Here is an 18,305-nt window from a genome sequence, read left to right on the forward strand (position 1 = left end):
CCCCCCCCCCCCCCCCCACGGGGGGGGGGGGGCCCCCCCCCCCCCCCCCCCGCCACATTGGGTGCGCCCAACGCAACCAACGCCACATTGGGGTGCGTCACATGCGGGACAACAGCCGGTCGCGCGCCACGTCCAGGTGCGCGGCCATCGCCTTGCGCGCCGCGACCGCACTGCCCGACACAAGGGCTTCGACGATGGCGCGGTGCTCCGAGATCGTCTGCTCGCCGAACGGCTGGTTGTAGTTGAGCCGGAAGAAGTGCAGGTGGCAGTGGGTGCGCGCGAACGCCTGCTCCACCGCCGCGTTCCCCGCGATGCGCAGCACCAGCTCGTGCAAACGCGCGTCGTGCGCGGTCAGCGCCTTGTAGTCGCTGTACGCGTCGTGCGCGGGCGCGGCGGGACACGTCGCCAGCTCCGCGCGCAGCGCCGCTGAATGATCGTCCGACATCGCCTTCGCGGCCAGCCCGGCGCTCGGCGGCTCCAGCAGCATCCGCAGCGAGTACATGTCGTCGACCTCGCGGCGCGTCAGGAGCTCGGTCACGCGGTAGCCGCGCAACGGCAGGCGGCTCACCAGCTCCTCGGATTCCAGGCGCGCCAACGCTTCCCGCACCGGCGTGCCCGAGACACCCAGCTCCCGCGCGATCTCGTCGATGTTCACGCGGGCGCCGGGCGCGATGCCGTCGTTCATGATGAGGGCGCGGAGCTGCTCGTAGACACCGTCGGCGAGCACCTGCCGGGCCGGTAGCGCGACGAGCCCGCGCTCCGCGCCCGGCCTCACGACCGTTCCACAGTGGACAGGTCAAGCAGCAGCGCCTGCGCCGGGTCCAGGACCGGCATCGGCAGGCCGGCCACCGCGAGCACGGTGCCCGGCAGTTCGACAGGCCCGTCGACCGCCCGCGTGAACCACTCCGGCGCCGTGACCTCTCGCAACGACGGCAGCCCGGCTTCGGCCCGCACCCGCACGCGATACAGCCGCGCCGGGTCCAGTCCCGGCAGCCGCACGCGTCCGGGCTGTCCCGCCGCGCCCGTCGCCAGCCGCGCCCAGCAGAGCAGGGCACGCGTCTCCGAAACCACGCCGTGCAGGTAGGCGTCGGCGTCCGGCAGGTCCGCGCGCACCACGCGCCCGCCGTGCAGCAGGGGCCGGAACTCCTTGTACAGCTGCGCCCACGCGGTGAACGCAGCCAGCTCCGAAGCCGAGCTGCGCGTGAGATCGGCTTCGATCCCGGCGTGCCCGAACAACGCTGTGACCAGCCGGAACGACAGGTCCGTCACGCGCGCGGTCGTGTGGCTGCGCTCCGCGCCGACGTGTGAACCGATCACCTCCGGCGGGATCAGCTGCGCGGTCCAGCGCTGGATCGCCTGCCGCTCCAGCGGGTCGATGCAGTCCGACGCCCACACGCGATCGGTCCGGCCGAGGATCCCCAGGTCGACGCGGCCGCCGCCGCTCGCGCAGCTCTCGATCTCCAGCCTCGGGTGGCGGGCTCGCAACTCGTCGAGCAGCCGGTACAGCGCCAGCGTCTGCGCGCGCGAGCCCGCCCGGCCCGTGACCCGGTCATACGCCTCGTGCAGCTCGCGGTTGTGGTCCCACTTGAGGTAGTCGACGCCGTACTCGCCCACCAACGCGTCGAGCGAGTCCAGCAAGTACTGGTACGCCTCGGGGTGCGCGATGTTCAACGTGTACTGGTTGCGCGAAGGCGCACCCAGCTCAGCGGGCCCGAGAAGCCACGAAGGGTGTTCCCGGGCGGTGTCGGAGTCGAGGTTCACCATCTCCGGCTCGACCCACAGCCCGAACTCCATCCCCAGCGCGTGCACGCGGTCCACCAGCGGCGTGAGACCCTCCGGCCACACGGCACGGTCGACGGTCCAGTCGCCCAGGCCCGCGGTGTCGTCCCGACGGCCGCGGAACCAGCCGTCGTCGAGCACGAGCCGTTCCACGCCGACCTTCGCGGCCAGCTCCGTGAGCTCCAGCAGGCGGTCGAGGTCGTGCTCGAAGTACACGGCCTCCCACGTGTTCAACGTCAGCGGCCGCGGCTTGCCCGTGTGCGCGGCCCGCGCGCGGTGGTACGCGTGGAACCGCGCGGCGAGCCCGTCGAGCCCCTCGTCCGACCAGGCGAAACACACCACGGGAGCCACGTACGACTCCCCCGCCGCGAGCCGGACCTCGCCGGGCCGCAGCAGCTCACCGCCGCCCAGCACACTCGCGTGCACGCCCGCGCCTTCGGGCAGCTGCTCGGCGAACCACTTCTGGTCGCCGCTCCACGCCACGTGCATGCCCCAGACTTCGCCCGAGGCGAAGGAAAACCCGGGCTCGCCGACCGTCAGCAGATACGGCGAGTCCGCGCCCGGCTTGCCGCGGCGCACCTCGCGCACGTGGCCACCGAACGCCAGCGGCTGCCGTTGCGGGCTGCGTTCGCGGCACCACTTGCCCGTGAAGTCGAGCACTTCCGCGGCCCGCCGGGGCAGCGGCAGCACGGCCACCACCCCGGCCAGGTCGTACGGTTCGGTGCCCGCGTCCACGTGCCGGGTCACCTTGGTCGCCACCTCCAGCACCCCCGAAGGGGTCAGCCGGTAGGTCAGCTCCACGTCCAGCCCGGACGACGCGTCGGTGAGCTCCAGCGTCAACGCACCTTCGTCCTGGGAAAAGCCCCGCAGCACCGGCCGCGGCACCGCGCCGCGGCCGGCGGTGTGGCCCGACAACGCGGGGGTGCCGGACCACGTCTGCGCCTCCGTGGGCCACACGGAAAACGAGCGGGCCACGTCGGGCGCGTTGTTCAGCACCGCGCCCCCGGCGGTCAGCCGCAGTGCCTCGGCGTCCACTTCGGACAGCTCGCCGAGGTCGGCGCCCCAGTGCAGCACGCGGGGCACCGGCCGGCCGAGTTCCACGGCGAAACTCGTGCCGGCGGCCCGCAGGCCGACCACCGTAGGGCTGGACATGTCCTCACTCCTGACTCCCGGGCGTTCCTAGTTCTTGGCGAGCAGCGAAACGCTCTGCTTCTCCATTTCGGGGAACACGTCGTCGTTGCGATTGTGCGAATAGAACGATTCGAGCAGCGGCTCCTCCGCGGCCTGCACGGCGGCGCCGTTGGCGTACACCTCGGCCGGGTAGAGCGAGCCGTTCTTCAGCATCGCGGTGAACACCGACAGGTCCACGCCCTGCGGCTTCATGGCCGCGGTGGCCGCGTCCATCGAAGCCGGGATCGACGGGAAGAACGTGCCCGTCTTCGAGGCCGCCGTCTGGCACTCCTGCGAACCCATGTACGAGACCCACTTCCAGGTCAGGTCGGGGTTCTTCGTGCCGGCCCAGATCGTGTTGCCGTTGGAGTTCGACGTCAGCGCGCGGGTCTTGCCGTCGGGTCCGGTGGGCGGCGCGGCGATCCCGATCTTCACGCCCGGCAGCTTCGCGAAGCTCGGCGCGGACCAGGAACCCGAGAGCTCCATGGCGACCTTGCCCGAGCCGATCAGGTCGGCGTCGCTGACGGTGGCCTGGCCGGCGCCGGTGGTGAACGTGCCGATCTTCGGCGCGAGACCGCGGTCGGTCAGCGTGCGGATGTAGTTCACGGTCTTGACGAACCGCGGGTCGCTGTAGTTGAACTTCGTCGGCCACTCCGGCTTGTCACCGAGACGCCAGCCCAGCGTCGAGGCGAACGCGCTGAACGTCACCTGGCCGATGAAGTCCTTCGCCGCGAGCTGGCCCATCCCGTAGGAGGCGACGTTGTTCTTGTCGAAGCCCGGCTGGTCGCCGCGCACGCCCTTCTTGTCGACGGTCAGGTGCGCCACCATCTTGTCGAAGGTGCCGCCGTCGTCGGGGTTCCAGCTGAGGTTGTGCACGTCGGCGGCGGTGTAGCCGGCCTTGGTGAGGGCGTCGGTGTTGTAGTAGAGACCGGCCGAGGCCCAGTCGAGCGGCAGGCCGTACTGCTTGCCGTCGGTGAACTTCCACGAGTTGACGCCCACGGAGAACTTCTTGAGATCGAAGTTGTCCTTCTTGATGTAGTCGTCGAGCGGAAGCAGCTGGTGCTGGCTCGCGTAGGCCTGCAGGTACTGCACGCTGTCCTGGAACGCGTCGGGCGCAGTGCCCGCGACGAAGCCGGCGGTGAGCTTGGTGAAGTAGTCGGCCACGGTGTACTGGGAGATCTTCACCGTGGTGCCGGGGTTGGCCTTCTGGAACGCGTCGGCGCACACCTGGTAGGCGGCGGCCTGGTGGTCGTCCCAGGTCCACCAGTTCACGGTGTTGCCGCCGGCGTCGGCCGAGCCACCGCCGCAGCCGGCCAGCACTGCTCCGAGCACCGCCGCCAGCCCGGTGGCGGCCCAAGTGCGGATCTTCATGGGTTTCCTCGCTTCCGCGCCACTCGGGACGCTTCTCCACTCCACTGTGGATTTGAAACTTGAGGGATTTCAAAACTGACTTTCAGCTGCCCGGCTTGAGCAGCGACGCGAACGTGGCCAGCACGTTCTCCAGGTCCTGGCCCCCGCCGGCCTCGTGCCCGTTGTACTCCCATACGTCGAGGTGTTTCGGGCCGCGATAGGCGTTGTAGGCTCCGAAAACCGTCGACGGCGGGACGATGTCGTCCATCAGCCCGATCGAGAAGTGCGCCGGGGCGGCGGCGCGGCTCGCGAAGCCGACACCGTCGAAATAGGACAGCACTTCGAACGTCCGCTCGACCTCGTGCCGTTGTGCGGCCAGGTAACCGGCGAGCTCGGTGTACGGCGCCTTGCCCGCGATCAGCGAGGCGCGCCGGAGGTCACACAGGAACGGCGCCTGCGCGTAGAGCGCCGCGACGTCCGGCACGAGCGCCGCCGCGGCCAGGGCGATCCCGCCGCCCTGGCTGTTGCCCGCCACCGCGACCCGGTCCGGGTCGACGACGTCGAGCGCCCGCGCGGCCTCCACCGCGCGCGCCGCGTCGGTGAACACGCGACGGTAGAAGTACGTTTCCCGGCTGGTGATCCCGCGGGTCAGGAATCCCGGGAACGACGGGCCGCTGCCCACCGGGTCGCCGGTCGTGCCGCCCGCGTGCGCGCCGCCCTGGCCGCGGACGTCGACCTGCAGCTGCGCGTAGCCCGCGGAAGCCCAGACCAGCTCCTCGAGCGCGCTGCCGCGGCCGCTGCCGTAGCCGTGGAACTGCACGACGGCGGGCAACGGACCGGGCTGGTTCCTGGGCACGCGCAGCCAGGCGTGGATGGGGTAGCCGCCGAAGCCGGCGTAGGTCACCTCGAACACGTCGAGTGTCCGCAGCGCGGTCTCGACCGGGGTGACGGTGAGGTCGAGCTCGTACTTCGCCGTCTCCGCGAGGGTTTCCCGCCAGAACTCGTCGAAGTCTTCCGGGGCCTGGTACGCGCTCGTGTACGTCCGCAGCTGCGCCGGCGGCAGGTCGGTCAACATCAGAACTCACCGTCCAGTTCGGACACTTCGCCGACGGCGACCTTGACCGTCGTGCCGCCGCCGGGCCACCGGACCACGACGTCGTCGCCGGCATCGCCGGACAACCGCGTCACCCGAGCCGACACGACCTTCCCGGTCTGCCAGGTGACGTCCACTGCCAGTCCGCCGCGCGCCCGAAGCCCGCGGGCCGTGCCGTCCGGCCACGCCGAGGGCAACGCCGGCAGCAGGTCGATCGCGCCGGCGTGACTTTGCACCACGAGCTCCGCGAGCCCGGCCGGAAAGCCGTAGTTGCCGTCGATCTGGAACGGCGGGTGGGTGCTGAACAGGTTGGGCAGCAGCCCGCCCCACTCGGAGCCGTCCACGGGCGCGTCGCGGTGGCCGTCGCCGGTGAACGGCTGCGTCGCCTCGGAAAGCAGCGAACGCGCGGTGTCCCCGTCGCCGAGCCGGGCGCGCAGCGCGATCTTCCACGCCCACGACCAGCCCATCGCGCCCGGGCCACGGCGGTCCAGCAACGCGGTCGCCGCCGCGCCCAGCTCCGTACCGGCGGTGATCTGGTCGAGCGGGTACACGGCGATCATCTGCGACATGTGCCGGTGCTTCGGGTCCTGCTCGGGCAGGTCCTCGGCCCACTCCGCGAGCCAGCCGCCGTCGGTCACGCGCAGCGGACGCAGGCGCGGCAACGCCGCGGTGATCTCGGCCGCCACCGGGTGCTCGATGCCGAGCGCCTCGGCCGCCGCGAGCGTGCGGGTGAAGACCGCGCGGATCAGCGCCGTGTCCATCGTGACCGACCAGGTCAGCGACTCCGGCTCCCCGGCCTCGGAGACGAACAGGTTCTCGGGTGACGTCGAGGGGATCGTGTCGAGGAACCCGCCCGGGCCTTCGGTGAGCCAGTCGAGGCAGAACTCGGCGCAGCCCTTGAGCAGCGGCCACGCCGTCTCGCGCAGGAACGCGGTGTCGCGCGTGAAGTCGTAGTGGTCCCAGGCGTGCTGGACGAGCCACGCGCCGCCCATCTGCCAGATCGCCCACGACGGGTTGCCGTGGCCCATGCCCACCGGCAGAGCCCAGCCCCACGGATCGGTGTTGTGGTGGGTGACCCAGCCGCGGGTGCCGTAGAGCTCCCGGGCGACGTCGGCGCCCATCACCGCGAGCTTGCCCAGCAGGTCGAACAGCGGCGTGTGGCACTCGCCGAGCCCGGTCGTCTCGGCGGCCCAGTAGTTCATCTCGGTGTTGATGTTCACGGTGTAGTTCGACGACCACGCCGGGCGCAGCTCTTCGTTCCAGATGCCCTGCAGGTTCGCGGGCGGCGCACCGGGCCGGGACGATGTGGCCAGCAGGTAGCGGCCGTAGGCGAACATCACCGTGGCGGTGAGCTGTTCGTCCTTTCCGGACAGGACGTCGGCGGCCACGTCGTAGGTGCCCGCACGGTGGTGCCCGAACTGCAGGCTCGCCGCCGCGAGCAACGGCCGAAGGTCGGCTTCGTGCTTTCGCAAGAGCTCATCGGCGCCCTCGGCCAACGCGGTCGCGGCGGTTCCGGCGGCCACGGCCTGGTGGCGTTCGCGGGACCGGGGTGCCGTGCCGGACCAGACGTCGGCGGCGTTGGTGGAGCTGGCCACCGTGAGCAGTACCCGCGTCGCTCCGGCCACGCTGAGCGTGCCTTCCACAGTGGACACGGTGCCGTCGGTCTCGAGCCGCAGAGCGAGCGCGCCGAACGGGTCGTAGCCAGGGTGAGCGCGATCGGCGTAGCGAAGCGGCTCGGCGACCTCCGGTTCGTGCTTGGGCGCGCCGTCCACGGGCAGCTCGATCCCGAGCGTGATCCCGCTGTCCTCGACGAGCCGCGTGACCTCACGCAGGGGCGTGCTCAGCTCCACGCCGAGGTCGACGGGCGCCGACGCCGTCAGGGAAATCACCAGCGCGCCGGCGGGCCGGCTCGCCCACACCGCACGGCCCACAGTGGTCCCACCAACGGACAGTCGTTCGCTGACCACACCGTTGGCCAGGTTGAGCTGACGGCCGCGGCTCTCGCCGTCCGGCAGCGTCACCCAGACGTCGCCCCACGGGAGGAACTCCTGGCTGTACGGCCCCTCGAACGACACCAGCAACGCTTCGGCCCGCCGGTAGTCCCGCGCTCGTACGGCCTCGCGGACCTCCGCCAGCCGCTGCGGTCCGGCACCGGCGGCGACGACGTCCGCCAGCGCGTCGACCGGGCCGGCGGGAGTGCCGGACCAGACCGTCGCGTCGTTGAGCTGCACGCGGCTACGGCCGGCGCCGCCGAACACCATCGCGCCGAGCCGGCCGTTGCCCACGGGGCTCGCCTCGGTCCACTCGACCGCGGGCGCGGCCCAGCCGAGGCACAGATCTTCGTTCGTCACAGCAGTTCTCTCACTTGAGCCCGGTGAACCCGATGGAGTTCACGATCCGCCTGCCGAACACCATGAACACGAGCAGCATCGGCAGCGCGGCGATGATGGTCGCGGCCATCAGGCCCGACCAGTCGAGCGCCTCCTGCGGCGACGACTGCTTGAACACCGCCAGCGCCAGCGTCAGCGGGCTCGTGGACGTGTCGGACGAGACAAGCAACGGCCAGAAGTAGTCGTTCCAGGTGTTGATGAAGGTCAGCAACGCGAGCGTCGCGATCGGCGCCGAGCACATCGGCAGCACGATCCGGAAGCACACGCGCAGCGGTCCGGCGCCGTCGATGATCGCGGCTTCCTCGATCTCGGTGGAGAGCCCGAGCATGAACTGGCGCAGGAAGAAGATGTTGAACGCCGAGAAGAACGCGTTGGGCAGCACCAGGCCGGCGAACGTGTTGAGCAGGCCCAGGTCCTTCACCAGCACGAAGTTCGGCAGCAGCGTGAGCACCTGCGGCACCATCAGCGCCGTGAGCAGGATGGAGAACACGGTGTTGCGCCCGCGCCAGTGCAGCCGCGCGAAGGCGTAGGCCGCGATGGCGGAGAAGAACACCGTGCACACGGTGAGCAGGGCCGCGTAGATGATCGAGTTGCGCAGCGCCAGCGTCAGGCCGAGCGACGCGCCGGAACCGCCCTGCGCCGCGGCTTCCGCCGGCGACGCCAGCCCGAGGGCGCGCTTGAACGCGCCGAAGGTGAAGTCGACCGGGAAGAACGACGACGGGTCGGTGGAGAGCGAGTAGTTGTTGGACAGCGCGGTGCGCAGCATCCAGTAGAACGGGAAGATCGTGACCAGCAGGATCACCACGACGTAGGCCCAGGCGAGGATGCGGCCCACGGACACGGGCTTGCGTGTGCGGGCGGGTGCCGGTCGAGTCAGCGTAACCATGTCCCTGCCCTAGTTCGTGTCGGATTCGTTGGCGCGCGCCATGCGCAGCTGCGTGAACGTGATGGCGATGAGGAGGACGAACAACGCGAGCGACATCGTGGCCGCGTAGCCGAAGTCGAACTGGCGGAACGCCTTGTTGTAGATGTACATCTGCAGCACGTTGGACGCGTTCTCCGGCCCGCCCTGCGTGGTCACGGCCACGATGTCGAAGATCTGGAACGAGCTGATCACCGTAAGGATCACGACCATCACGAGGATCGGGCGCAGCAACGGGATCGTGAGGCGGCGGAACATCTGCACCTCGCTCGCGCCGTCGATGCGGCCGGCCTCGTAGATCGTGGCCGGGATCGTCTGCAGGCCCGCGAAGATCAGCACCGCGTTGTAGCCCATGGACTTCCACACGTTGATCGCGGCCAGCGTCGGCACGGCCCAGCCGCCGGAACCGAGGAACAGCACGGGGTGGCCGAAGATCTTGGTGATCAGCACGTTGAGGATGCCGAGGCTCGGGTCGAGCAGCAGTGACCACGTGAGCGCCGTGACCACGCCGGAGATCAGGAACGGCAGGATCAGCAGGCCGCGCACGGTCGTGGAGGCCGCGAGCCGGTGCAGGATCACGGCGGTCAGCAGCGACACGAGCATGCCGAGGACCACGGACAGCACCACGAAGTAGATCGTGACGAGCAGCGACTTCCAGAACACACCGTCGCTGATGAGCTCCGTGAAGTTGGCCAGGCCGATCCACTTCGGAGCGGACAGCACGTGGAACTCGGTGAAGCTCAGGTAGATGCCGCGGAAGGTCGGGTAGGCGAAGAACACGCCGAACCCGAGGATCGCCGGCAGCACGAGCAGCCACGCGATCTTGGCGTCGTGCCGGTGCGCGGCCGCACCGGGCCGGGTCCTGCGCGGTCTGTCCACCCGGGACGCCGCGGCGGCGCCTCGCACGGGAAGGCTGTTGTTGTGCGTGGTCACCACCACGGCGTCTCCTCACTCGTGTCCGTGGGTGGCGGCTTTCACCGCCACCCACGGGGTTGTCAGACGGTCAGCTGGTCCACGTCGAACACGCTGTCGCTCGGGTTGCCGAAGATGACCTGGTTGTTGCCGGCCATCAGGTAGATCGGCACCGTGATCGTGCGCGCGGTGTTCCAGTCGTTGTCGTTCGTGCCCGGCGCGGGGAGCCGGAACGAGCTGCCGTTGACCGTGACCACGGCCGAGCGGCTGGTGTCACCGTCGACGTAACCGAGCTTCACCAGGTACGTGCCTTCGGCGGCGACCTTGATGTTGTTCATGGTCAGCAAGCCGCTGCCACCGATGTAGCCGACCTTCTTGCCGCCGGAGCAGGCGCAGTCGTACACCGTCGCGCCGCCGCCGGGGCTGCCGTTCTCCGCCTCGTAGACGACGGGGCCGGTCGCGGCCGGCGTCACGTAGGACACCGCGGTGCTCGCGGCGGAGCTGCGGCCGAGGCGGTCGTGGGCGACCACCGTGAAGGTGTACGACGTCGAGGGCTTGAGGCCGTTGACGGTCGTGCTGGTGCCGCTCGCCGAGGCGACCTTGCGGCCGTCGGCGAGCACGTCGTAGCCGGTCACCGGGGCGAGCTTGCTCACCGACGCGTCCCAGGCCAGCGAGACGCTGGTCGGGGTCGAGGCCGTGCCGTGGACCACGGCGGGAGCCGAGACCTGCACCGGGTTGACCGGAATCAGGCGCAGCAGCTTCGAGCCGTGGACGGGCAGAGTCGCGGTGAAGGAACCGTTGCTCAGCCCCAGTTCCTGGTGGCTCCAGAGGTCACGGGCCTTGGCCGCGCCGGTGAGGCCGAAGTCGCCGAAGTTCGCGGTGACCGCCGTCGGGGCGGAGCCGAGGTTGAACAGCGCCACCGTGTAGCTGCCGTCGGCGTTGCGGGCGTACCAGACCTGCTGGTCACTCTTCTGGCTCACAGGCTTGGCCGGCACCCCGGCCTGGTCGACGGCGATGACCTCGTCGTTGGTGAGCAGCTTGGTGCCGTAGTCGTCGAGCTGCGTGAGGTCGTCACCCAGGTAGAGCGGCGCGGATTCGATGGCCCAGAACGTCATGTAGCTCTGGCGCTCGGCCTCGGTGATGCCGTCCATCTTGCCGCTGCCGACGTCGAGGGAGTCGAGGTTGTTCCAGTGGCCCGGGCCGGCGTCGGGGATGTACTGCACGACGTCGTTCCAGCGGCCCTTCACCGAGTTGTTCCAGGTGACGAGGGTGTCGCAGTAGCACTCGACGTCCGTGTCGATGCGCCAGCCGTTGGAGTTGGCCTTCCAGGTGTCGATCTGGTTGTGCGACAACGACCACGACAATACGAACTGCATCGGGCGGCCGGTCTTCTTCAGCGCGGCCGACCACGCCTTCACGTCGGGGGTGTTGTCGTGCGCCGCGTCGCCCTTGAACGAACCCGGGCCGACGCCGTCGAGCTTGAGGAAGTCGACGCCGAAGCCGGCGAGCACGTCGGCCTCGGACTGGATGTAGGCCTGGGCGCAGGGACTGGCGAAGTTGATCTGGTACGACTGGTTGTCCCAGCCGCTGGTCTGGCGCAGGTCGGGGTAGACCAGGTCGCGCGTGTGGCAGTCGGTGGTGCCGAAGATCGGCGAGTTGCCGTCGTTGTAGGCCTTGAGGTCCAGGCCGACCGCGAGGTAGGAGCCGAGCTTGAGGCCCTTCTTGTGCACGTAGTCGGCGACGTACTTCATGCCGTCGGGGAACTTCTTCGCGTCGACGACCGGCCGGCCGTACTGGTCGAAGGAGCCCACCCAGCCGGCGTCGATGTTGACGTACTCGTAGCCGTGCTGCTTGAACTTCGCGGCCAGGATGTCGGCCTGCTGCAGCACGTGCGCCTCGTTGAGCCAGCTGCCGCCGCCGGTCGGGTTCACGCCGGGGTAGTTGGTGGACTCGAGGCTCCAGCTGCTCCAGCCCATGTAGGGCTTCTGGGCGATCTGGGTGCTGTTCTGGGTTTCCTGGCCGCTCTGGGTGTTCTGCGTGGGTGCGGCGGAGGCGGGGATCTGGATCGCCGAAAGCGTCAGCACCGAGGCCGCGATCCCGGTGAGCACGGCGAACTTCCGTCTCCCGGTTCTGCCCGATGTTGGCATGACCACTCCTTCGAGGTCGGACCTTGGCACCGGACGGCCCGCGCGCCGCCCGGCGTTCCTGCTGACTTCAGCCACTTCGGGGGTGGGCTTCAGTCGCTGAGCGCGCCCAGACATCGGAGGTCCTGGCGCGGAAAGTCACTCGTTGCCGGCGTTCTTCGCGAAGCACCGGCCGGCCGGCGGCGGTGACCGATCGCCGTCCCGCATCCCGGGACGACAACCTTTCGCCTTGCTGCCACCACAGACACCTCTTCCGGACCGCAGATCCTATAGGATATGTGAAACGAGATTCTTACCTCGCGGTTCGACGGTGTCAACGAGCTCGCGGACAAAGATCTGACGAATAAGCCCCGGAGTCCAGCGGCCGCGAACACGGGCAGAATTAATTTGACAACTGACCGTGAGAGCCGCAGGTGGGAGCACCCGGGGTCGGCCGCTTCGTAGTCACGATCGTTATCTGTCAGTGGCGGCGGATAGCGTCGGCCGGGTGCTGAAAACCCTTGCCGTGGAGAACTACCGGTCGTTGCGTGATCTGGTGCTGCCGCTGTCGGAGCTGACGGTGGTGACGGGCGCGAACGGAAGCGGAAAGTCGAGCCTCTACCGCGCCCTGCGTCTGCTGGCCGACGCCGCGCACAACGGCGCCGTGGCCGCTTTGGCCCGCGAAGGCGGCCTGCCCTCCACGCTGTGGGCCGGCCCGGAGGCCATCGGGCGCGCGGTCCGTTCCGGGCGCTCTCCCGTGCAGGGCACGCGCCGCACCCAGGCGGTCGGCCTGCGGCTGGGGTTCTCGGGCGACGAGTTCGGCTACGCCCTGGACCTCGGGCTGCCGATCCCGAGCTCGTCGATGTTCTCCCTCGACCCGGAGTTCAAGCGCGAATGCGTGTGGTCCGGCCCGGCCTTGTCCCCGCGCACCCTCCTCGCCGACCGCGCGGGCCCGACCTTGCGCGTCCGCGACTCGACCGGCGCGTGGCCGCCCGAGCCGCAGCCCATCGGCCTGACGGACAGCATGCTGAGCTCCTTCCCCGCCCCGGAGCTCCTCCTGCTGCGCGAACGCATCCGCGCGTGGCGCTTCTACGACCACTTCCGCACCGACGCCACCGCCCCGGCCCGCGAATCCCGCATCGGCACCCGCACCCCCGTCCTCGACCACGACGGCGCCGACCTCGCCGCGGCCCTGCGTACGATCCAGGAGTCGGGCGACGCCGGGGCCCTGGAGTCCGCCGTTCAGGACGCCTTCCCCCGCGCCTCGGTGGACATCACGTCAGCCGACGGCCGTTTCGAACTGCGGTTCCAGCAGCACGGGCTGCTTCGCCCCCTCACGGCGGCCGAACTTTCGGACGGGACGTTGCGGTACCTGCTGTGGGTCGCCGCGTTGCTGAGCCCACGGCCGCCGGAACTGCTGGTCCTCAACGAACCCGAGACAAGCCTGCACCCGGAACTCCTGCCGGCCCTGGCGGCGCTGATCACCCGAACAGCCCGCCGCGCGCAACTTGTGGTGGTGTCACACTCCCAGCCACTGGTCCGCGCCCTGGACTCCACGGGCGCGGACCTGCTGGAACTGGAAAAGGACTTCGGCGCCACTGTCCTTTCCGGACAGGGGCGGTTGGACCGGCCCTCGTGGCACTGGCCGAAGCGGTAAGGCGGCGGCCACCTCGGCGGTCGATGCTTCGATCACGGCGCGCTGGACTGGTCGCAGCGGAAGCGCTGCCGGGCAAAGCACGCCGTCGGGTGTAAGCAGCCCAGCACCGCTCGCAGCGAGCACAACCTTCCGACATCATCGGCCGATCCCCCGCACCGCCCGAATACCCGAGCGACCAGCGAGGTCCGGCGCCAGCGTCCTTTCCGAACACAGGGCTCACCACCTTCTGGAACTGGCCGAAGCGGTAATACGGCAGCCGCGGAAAGTCCCACACAGGAACGATCTCTGGCTCCGCACACCCGTCAGGCACCGGCACCATCGTGGCCCTGCACGGTGAAAATCGGTTGCCCACCACCCCCTCCACGGTCAGGCTTCCCCGCATGACCACAACCACCGCGCCGCACGCCACGCCCCTCGCCCCCGTCCGGGTGCGGCGTGGGCAGCAGGGCGCGCCACGGGGGTGTGATCGGGCGCGGTCGTGACGGCGGCGCTGGTCGCCGGGGCGCTCGCGGGGTACGGGATCGCCGTACCGGTGGGGGCGGTCGGGGCGGTGCTGGTGGGTCTGGCGGCGAGGACGTCGGTGCGGGTCGCCGTCGCGGCGGCGCTCGGGGTGGCCAGTGCGGATGGCGTCTACGCCGTCGTCGCGGTGAGCGGTGGGGCGGCGCTCGCGCCGGTGCTGGTGCCGGTGGCGGGGCCGTTGCGGTGGGCGTCGGTGGTGGTGCTCGTGGTGCTCGCGGCGCACACCGCGGTGGGCGGGTGGCGGAGGTACCGCGGCGGCGAAACGCCCGAAGCCGAGGCCGCGCCGCCGGGACCAGCTCGTGCGTACCTGAGTTTTCTCGGTCTCACCCTGCTGAATCCGGCAACGATCGTGTACTTCACGGCCATCGTGGTCGGCGGTACGGCGTCGGGCGCGGTGTTCGCGCTGGCCGCGTTCGTCGCGTCGGCGAGCTGGCAGCTGCTGCTCGCGGGTGGCGGGGTGTTGCTGGGCCGCGTGCTCGCCGGCCGTCGGGGACGGTTGGGGACCGCGTTGGTGTCGAGCGTCGTGATCGTCGTGCTGGCCGTCCGGCTGGTCGTGCCGGACTGAGCGATTTACATCCGCGGCCGCGCCCGGTAGAGATGATCATCAAGCGACCCGGAGGTTCCGACGATGGTGCGTCCTGCCGTAGTTCTCGCGGTGCTGCTGTTCGGACTTTCCGGCGTCACCCCCGTCGCGCAACCGGAGTGGCACCGGCAGACGCCGCCGTTGAGTACACCGTGGACGGACGCGGTCTCCCCCACCAATGCGTTGCCCGAGTACCCGCGTCCGCAGCTCACCCGCGACGCGTGGCAGAACCTCAACGGCGTCTGGGAATTCGAGCCGGCCCTCACCGCCGAGCCACCCTTCGGACGGCAGCTGCACGAGAAGATTCTCGTCCCCTACCCCGTCGAATCGGCCCTCTCCGGCATCATGCGCCACGAGACCCACATGTGGTACCGCCGCACCTTCGACATCCCGGAACCCTGGCGCTCCCAACGGATCCTGCTGCACTTCCAAGCCGTCGACTACGACACCACCGTGTACGTCAACGGCCACGAAGTCACTCGCCACGCCGGCGGCTACGACTCTTTCAGCGCCGACATCACCGACGCCCTGACCACCGGCCCACAGGAGCTCGTCGTCGGCGTCACGGACACGACCGGTGATGGCCAGCCGCTCGGCAAACAACGCGCGCCGGGCGCCGGAGTCTTCTACACGCCGTCGTCGGGAATCTGGCAGACCGTCTGGCTGGAACCGGTGAGACCAGTGCACATCACCCGCGTGGACACCACCTCGAACACCGCGACCGGTGAGGTCACCCTCACCGTCCAAGGCGCCGACGGCACGCCCTTCCGCGCCACCGCCTCCGACCACGGCCACGTCGTCGCCCAGGCCGAAGGCACCGCAGGCCACCCCACCACGCTCACCGTCGGCCACCCCCGGCTGTGGTCACCCGACGACCCGTTCCTCTACGACCTGCGCGTCACACTGTCCACAGGGGACACCGTCGGCTCCTACTTCGGCGTCCGGTCCGTCGCGGTCGAAAACCACCGCATCCTGCTCAACGGCAAGCCGTTCTTCCAGCTCGGCCCGCTCGACCAGGGGTTCTGGCCCGACGGCCTCTACACCGCCCCCACCGACGCCGCCCTGGAATTCGATCTGCAGCAGGAAAAAGCCCTCGGCTTCACGATGGTCCGCAAGCACCTCAAGGTCGAACCCGACCGCTGGTACTACCACGCCGACCGCCTCGGCCTCCTCGTCTGGCAGGACATGCCGGCGATGACGGAGAACGTCACCCCGGCACCCCAGGCCCGCGCGAACTTCGAGATCGAGCTGCACCGGGTGATCGACCAGCACCGCTCGTTCCCGTCCATCGTCACATGGGTCCCCTTCAATGAGGGCTGGGGCGACTTCGACGTCGCCCGCGTCGCCGACGAGATCGCCGCCTGGGACCCCACGCGCCTCGTCGACGCCGAATCCGGCGTCAACTGCTGCCGCTCCCAACCCGACACCGGTCACGGCGACCTCCTCGACGACCACACCTACCCCGGCCCCGGCACCCCACCGCTCGACCCCGTCCGCGCCACCGTTGACGGCGAATACGGCGGCCTGGGCCTGAAAGTCCGCGGCCACGAGTTCGCCCCGCCCGGCAGCTTCGCCTACGAGATGGAACCCGACAGCGCGGCCCTGACCAGGCGTTACGTCGAGCTCCAGCAGCGGCTCGGCACCGAGGTCCGCCGCGGACTGTCCGCCGCCGTCTACACGCAGCTCACCGACGTCGAGAAGGAAGTCAACGGTTTCCTCACCTACGACCGCCGCGTCCGGAAGCTCGACTTCGCGGTGGCCCGGAGGGCGAACCTCGCCGTGCAATCCGCCGCGCGGTAACCGACGATCCCATACGGTCGGAGTATGACCGAAGAAGAGCGTTACGCACTCGGCCTCGAGACCATGAACGCCGTGAACGAAGGCAGTGCCCAGAAGGTGCTGGACGGGCTGGGTGACGTCGCGCCCGAGCTGGCGCGGCAGATCGTGTCGTGGGGGTTCGGCGAGATCTACTCGCGGCCGGCGCTCGCGCCGCGGGACCGGCAGCTGCTGACGATCGGCATGCTGACCGCGATGGGCGGGTGCGAGCCGCAGCTGGAGCTGCACATCGGGACGGCGCTGAACGTCGGCCTGACTCCCGCGGAGATCGTCGAGGCCTTGCTGCAGCCGGCGGGGTACTGCGGGTTCCCGAAGGCGCTCAACGCGACCGCCGTGGCGAAGAAGGTCTTCGGCGAGCGCGGGCTGCTGCCGGTGCGTGAAGCGTGAAGGTCGTGCTGTTCGGGGCGACCGGGATGGTCGGCCAGGGCGCGCTGCGGGAGTGCCTGCTGGACGACCGCGTGGAGCGGGTGCTCACCGTCGGGCGGACGGCGACCGGCACCGAGCACCCGAAGGTGACGGAGCTGGTGCCCGACGATCTCGACGACCTCGGCCCGCACGCCGAGCAGCTCGCGGAGTACGACGCGTGCTTCTTCTGCCTCGGCGTCTCCTCGGCCGGGATGCCGGCGCAGGAGTACGAGCGGATCACCTACCAGCTCACGCTTTCCGTCGGCCGCACCTACGCGACGGCACGGCCCGACGCCACCTTCATCTACGTCTCGGGCGCCGGCACCGACAGCACGGAACGCGGCCGCGTGCGGTGGGCGCGGGTCAAGGGCGCCACCGAAAACGAGCTGGCGCGGCTGCCGCTCGACGCGTACGCGTTCCGGCCCGGGTTCATCCAGCCGCAGCACGGCATCACGTCGAAAACGCCGCTGTACCGCGGGATGTATCGCGTCACGACGCCGCTTTTCCCACTGCTCCAACGGTTCCCGGCGATGTTCATCACGACCGAGGTGCTCGGGCGCGCGATGATCTCCGTCGCGGCCGACGGCTACCCGCGGCGGATCCTGGAGTCGCGCGACCTCAACGACGTCGGGCGACGAGACCGGCCAGGAGGTTCGCCAGGCCCTCGGTGAGGTTCTCCGCGAACAAGTCGGCGCCCGGCGCGACGCCCAGCTCCGCGCTGGCCGTCGCGACGGCCTCGGTCGGGTTGGCGTAGGGCCACAGGCCGGCGACGATCACGAACACCGCGCCCGCGAAGTGCGCCGCGCCGGCGGGCGAGAGCTCCGGGACCTCGTCGCGCACCAAGCCGGCCAGCCGGTCGATGTTGGCGGCCGCGCGGTGTTTGAAGCTGCGCGCGGTGTCCACGGAGATGTTGCGCTCCAGCACCGACGCCATGGAGCTGACCAGCTCGCACAGCAGCCGGTCTTCCCGCAGCGTGCGGGCGATCGTCGCAGCCACGCGTTCCTCGCGCACGAAACCGGGTCCGTCGACCGACACGGCGCTGAGCGCCCGCGCAGTGGCGTCCAGCCACCGCTGCCACACCTCGTCGAGCACCTCGAGGAAGATCGCTTCGCGACTGTCGAAGTAGCGCAGCACGTTGGACTTCGCGAGCCCGACGCGGTCACTGAGCTCCCGCAGGCTGATGTCGGCGACCGGCCGTTCGCGCAGCATCGCCGTGGCTGTCGCGAGGATCGTGGCGCGCCGGGCCTCGACCTGCTCGGGGCGGCGGGCGCGCTGAAAACCGGTGCTCACAGGCCTGAGGTTAGCAGCCCAGCAGTCTGTTAACCCGCCGAGAGGGCGGTAAAGAACCATCGGTCTGTTGAGCCGGACACTGTGGCCCAGCTCGCACCGGCTCGCGGGCGTCCGGCTTCCCGAACGCCCGCGAGCCTGGGTAAGAACGGGTCAGGAGATGACGAGGCTGGCGATCTTTCCGTCGCGCAGGTCGATCGTCATCGTGCCGGTGCCGTTGAAGCGGTTGCTCTTCACGCCGAGCGTGAGGACGTAGTTGTCCGCGCCCTTGCCGGGCTT

At 70.0% G+C, this 18,305-nt stretch carries 14 protein-coding genes; 5 read left to right on the forward strand and 9 right to left on the reverse strand.

What is annotated here, in order from left to right; translation table 11 throughout:
• Window positions 1–97 precede the first annotated feature (97 nt).
• The 8 genes from ACFY1H_RS22780 to ACFY1H_RS22815 all read right to left on the reverse strand — a co-directional run bounded on the left by ACFY1H_RS22780 (window position 98) and on the right by ACFY1H_RS22815 (window position 11,763).
• Window positions 98–775 carry a GntR family transcriptional regulator gene (locus ACFY1H_RS22780; protein ID WP_366584402.1) on the reverse strand — a complete coding sequence of 226 codons (678 nt, stop codon included), beginning with the start codon at window positions 773–775 and terminating at the stop codon, window positions 98–100.
• On the reverse strand, window positions 772–2,931 hold the full coding sequence (locus ACFY1H_RS22785) for an alpha-galactosidase (RefSeq protein WP_386949192.1): 2,160 nt from the start codon (window positions 2,929–2,931) through the stop codon (window positions 772–774). Before ACFY1H_RS22785 ends, ACFY1H_RS22780 begins: the two co-directional genes overlap by 4 nt.
• Before the next feature lie 27 nt (window positions 2,932–2,958).
• Entirely contained in the window at window positions 2,959–4,320 is a 1,362-nt protein-coding gene (locus tag ACFY1H_RS22790) for a sugar ABC transporter substrate-binding protein (RefSeq protein ID WP_366584406.1), read from the reverse strand.
• Window positions 4,321–4,402: 82 nt separating this feature from the next.
• Complete coding sequence (locus ACFY1H_RS22795) at window positions 4,403–5,374, reverse strand: alpha/beta fold hydrolase (protein WP_366584408.1); 972 nt, start codon at window positions 5,372–5,374, stop codon at window positions 4,403–4,405.
• Window positions 5,374–7,743, reverse strand: a complete 2,370-nt coding sequence (locus ACFY1H_RS22800) for a glycoside hydrolase N-terminal domain-containing protein (RefSeq protein ID WP_386949196.1) — start codon at window positions 7,741–7,743, stop codon at window positions 5,374–5,376. The genes ACFY1H_RS22795 and ACFY1H_RS22800 overlap by 1 nt, the downstream gene beginning before the upstream one ends.
• Window positions 7,744–7,753: 10 nt before the next feature.
• Window positions 7,754–8,668: a carbohydrate ABC transporter permease gene (locus ACFY1H_RS22805; protein ID WP_366584412.1), complete on the reverse strand. Its 915-nt coding sequence runs from the start codon at window positions 8,666–8,668 to the stop codon at window positions 7,754–7,756.
• Window positions 8,669–8,677: 9 nt separating this feature from the next.
• Entirely contained in the window at window positions 8,678–9,643 is a 966-nt protein-coding gene (locus ACFY1H_RS22810) for a carbohydrate ABC transporter permease (RefSeq protein ID WP_386949199.1), read from the reverse strand.
• A 56-nt stretch (window positions 9,644–9,699) separates the two neighbouring features.
• Complete coding sequence (locus ACFY1H_RS22815) at window positions 9,700–11,763, reverse strand: fibronectin type III domain-containing protein (RefSeq protein ID WP_386949201.1); 2,064 nt, start codon at window positions 11,761–11,763, stop codon at window positions 9,700–9,702.
• Window positions 11,764–12,247: 484 nt separating this feature from the next.
• Here ACFY1H_RS22815 and ACFY1H_RS22820 point away from each other — a divergent pair, with 484 nt between their 5' ends.
• The 5 genes from ACFY1H_RS22820 (at window position 12,248) to ACFY1H_RS22840 (ending at window position 17,410) form a co-directional block, all read left to right on the forward strand.
• Window positions 12,248–13,396, forward strand: a complete 1,149-nt coding sequence (locus ACFY1H_RS22820) for an AAA family ATPase (RefSeq protein ID WP_366584418.1) — start codon at window positions 12,248–12,250, stop codon at window positions 13,394–13,396.
• 478 nt (window positions 13,397–13,874) lie between these two features.
• A complete protein-coding gene (locus ACFY1H_RS22825) occupies window positions 13,875–14,480 on the forward strand; it encodes a LysE family transporter (RefSeq protein WP_386949204.1) in 606 nt (201 codons plus the stop codon).
• 63 nt (window positions 14,481–14,543) lie between these two features.
• Window positions 14,544–16,298 carry a glycoside hydrolase family 2 protein gene (locus ACFY1H_RS22830; RefSeq protein WP_386949207.1) on the forward strand — a complete coding sequence of 585 codons (1,755 nt, stop codon included), beginning with the start codon at window positions 14,544–14,546 and terminating at the stop codon, window positions 16,296–16,298.
• A gap of 24 nt (window positions 16,299–16,322) precedes the next feature.
• Window positions 16,323–16,721 carry a carboxymuconolactone decarboxylase family protein gene (locus ACFY1H_RS22835; RefSeq protein WP_386949210.1) on the forward strand — a complete coding sequence of 133 codons (399 nt, stop codon included), beginning with the start codon at window positions 16,323–16,325 and terminating at the stop codon, window positions 16,719–16,721.
• The gene (locus ACFY1H_RS22840) at window positions 16,718–17,410 is read left to right on the forward strand and encodes an epimerase (RefSeq protein WP_386949213.1); all 693 of its coding nucleotides are present in this window, start codon (window positions 16,718–16,720) and stop codon (window positions 17,408–17,410) included. Before ACFY1H_RS22835 ends, ACFY1H_RS22840 begins: the two co-directional genes overlap by 4 nt.
• Here ACFY1H_RS22840 and ACFY1H_RS22845 read toward each other — a convergent pair.
• Window positions 17,358–18,029, reverse strand: a complete 672-nt coding sequence (locus ACFY1H_RS22845) for a TetR family transcriptional regulator (RefSeq protein ID WP_386949216.1) — start codon at window positions 18,027–18,029, stop codon at window positions 17,358–17,360. The genes ACFY1H_RS22840 and ACFY1H_RS22845 overlap by 53 nt on opposite strands.
• Window positions 18,030–18,305 lie beyond the last annotated feature (276 nt).

It is taken from the genome of Amycolatopsis sp. NPDC001319 (assembly GCF_042896185.1).
Lineage (GTDB): Bacteria > Actinomycetota > Actinomycetes > Mycobacteriales > Pseudonocardiaceae > Amycolatopsis.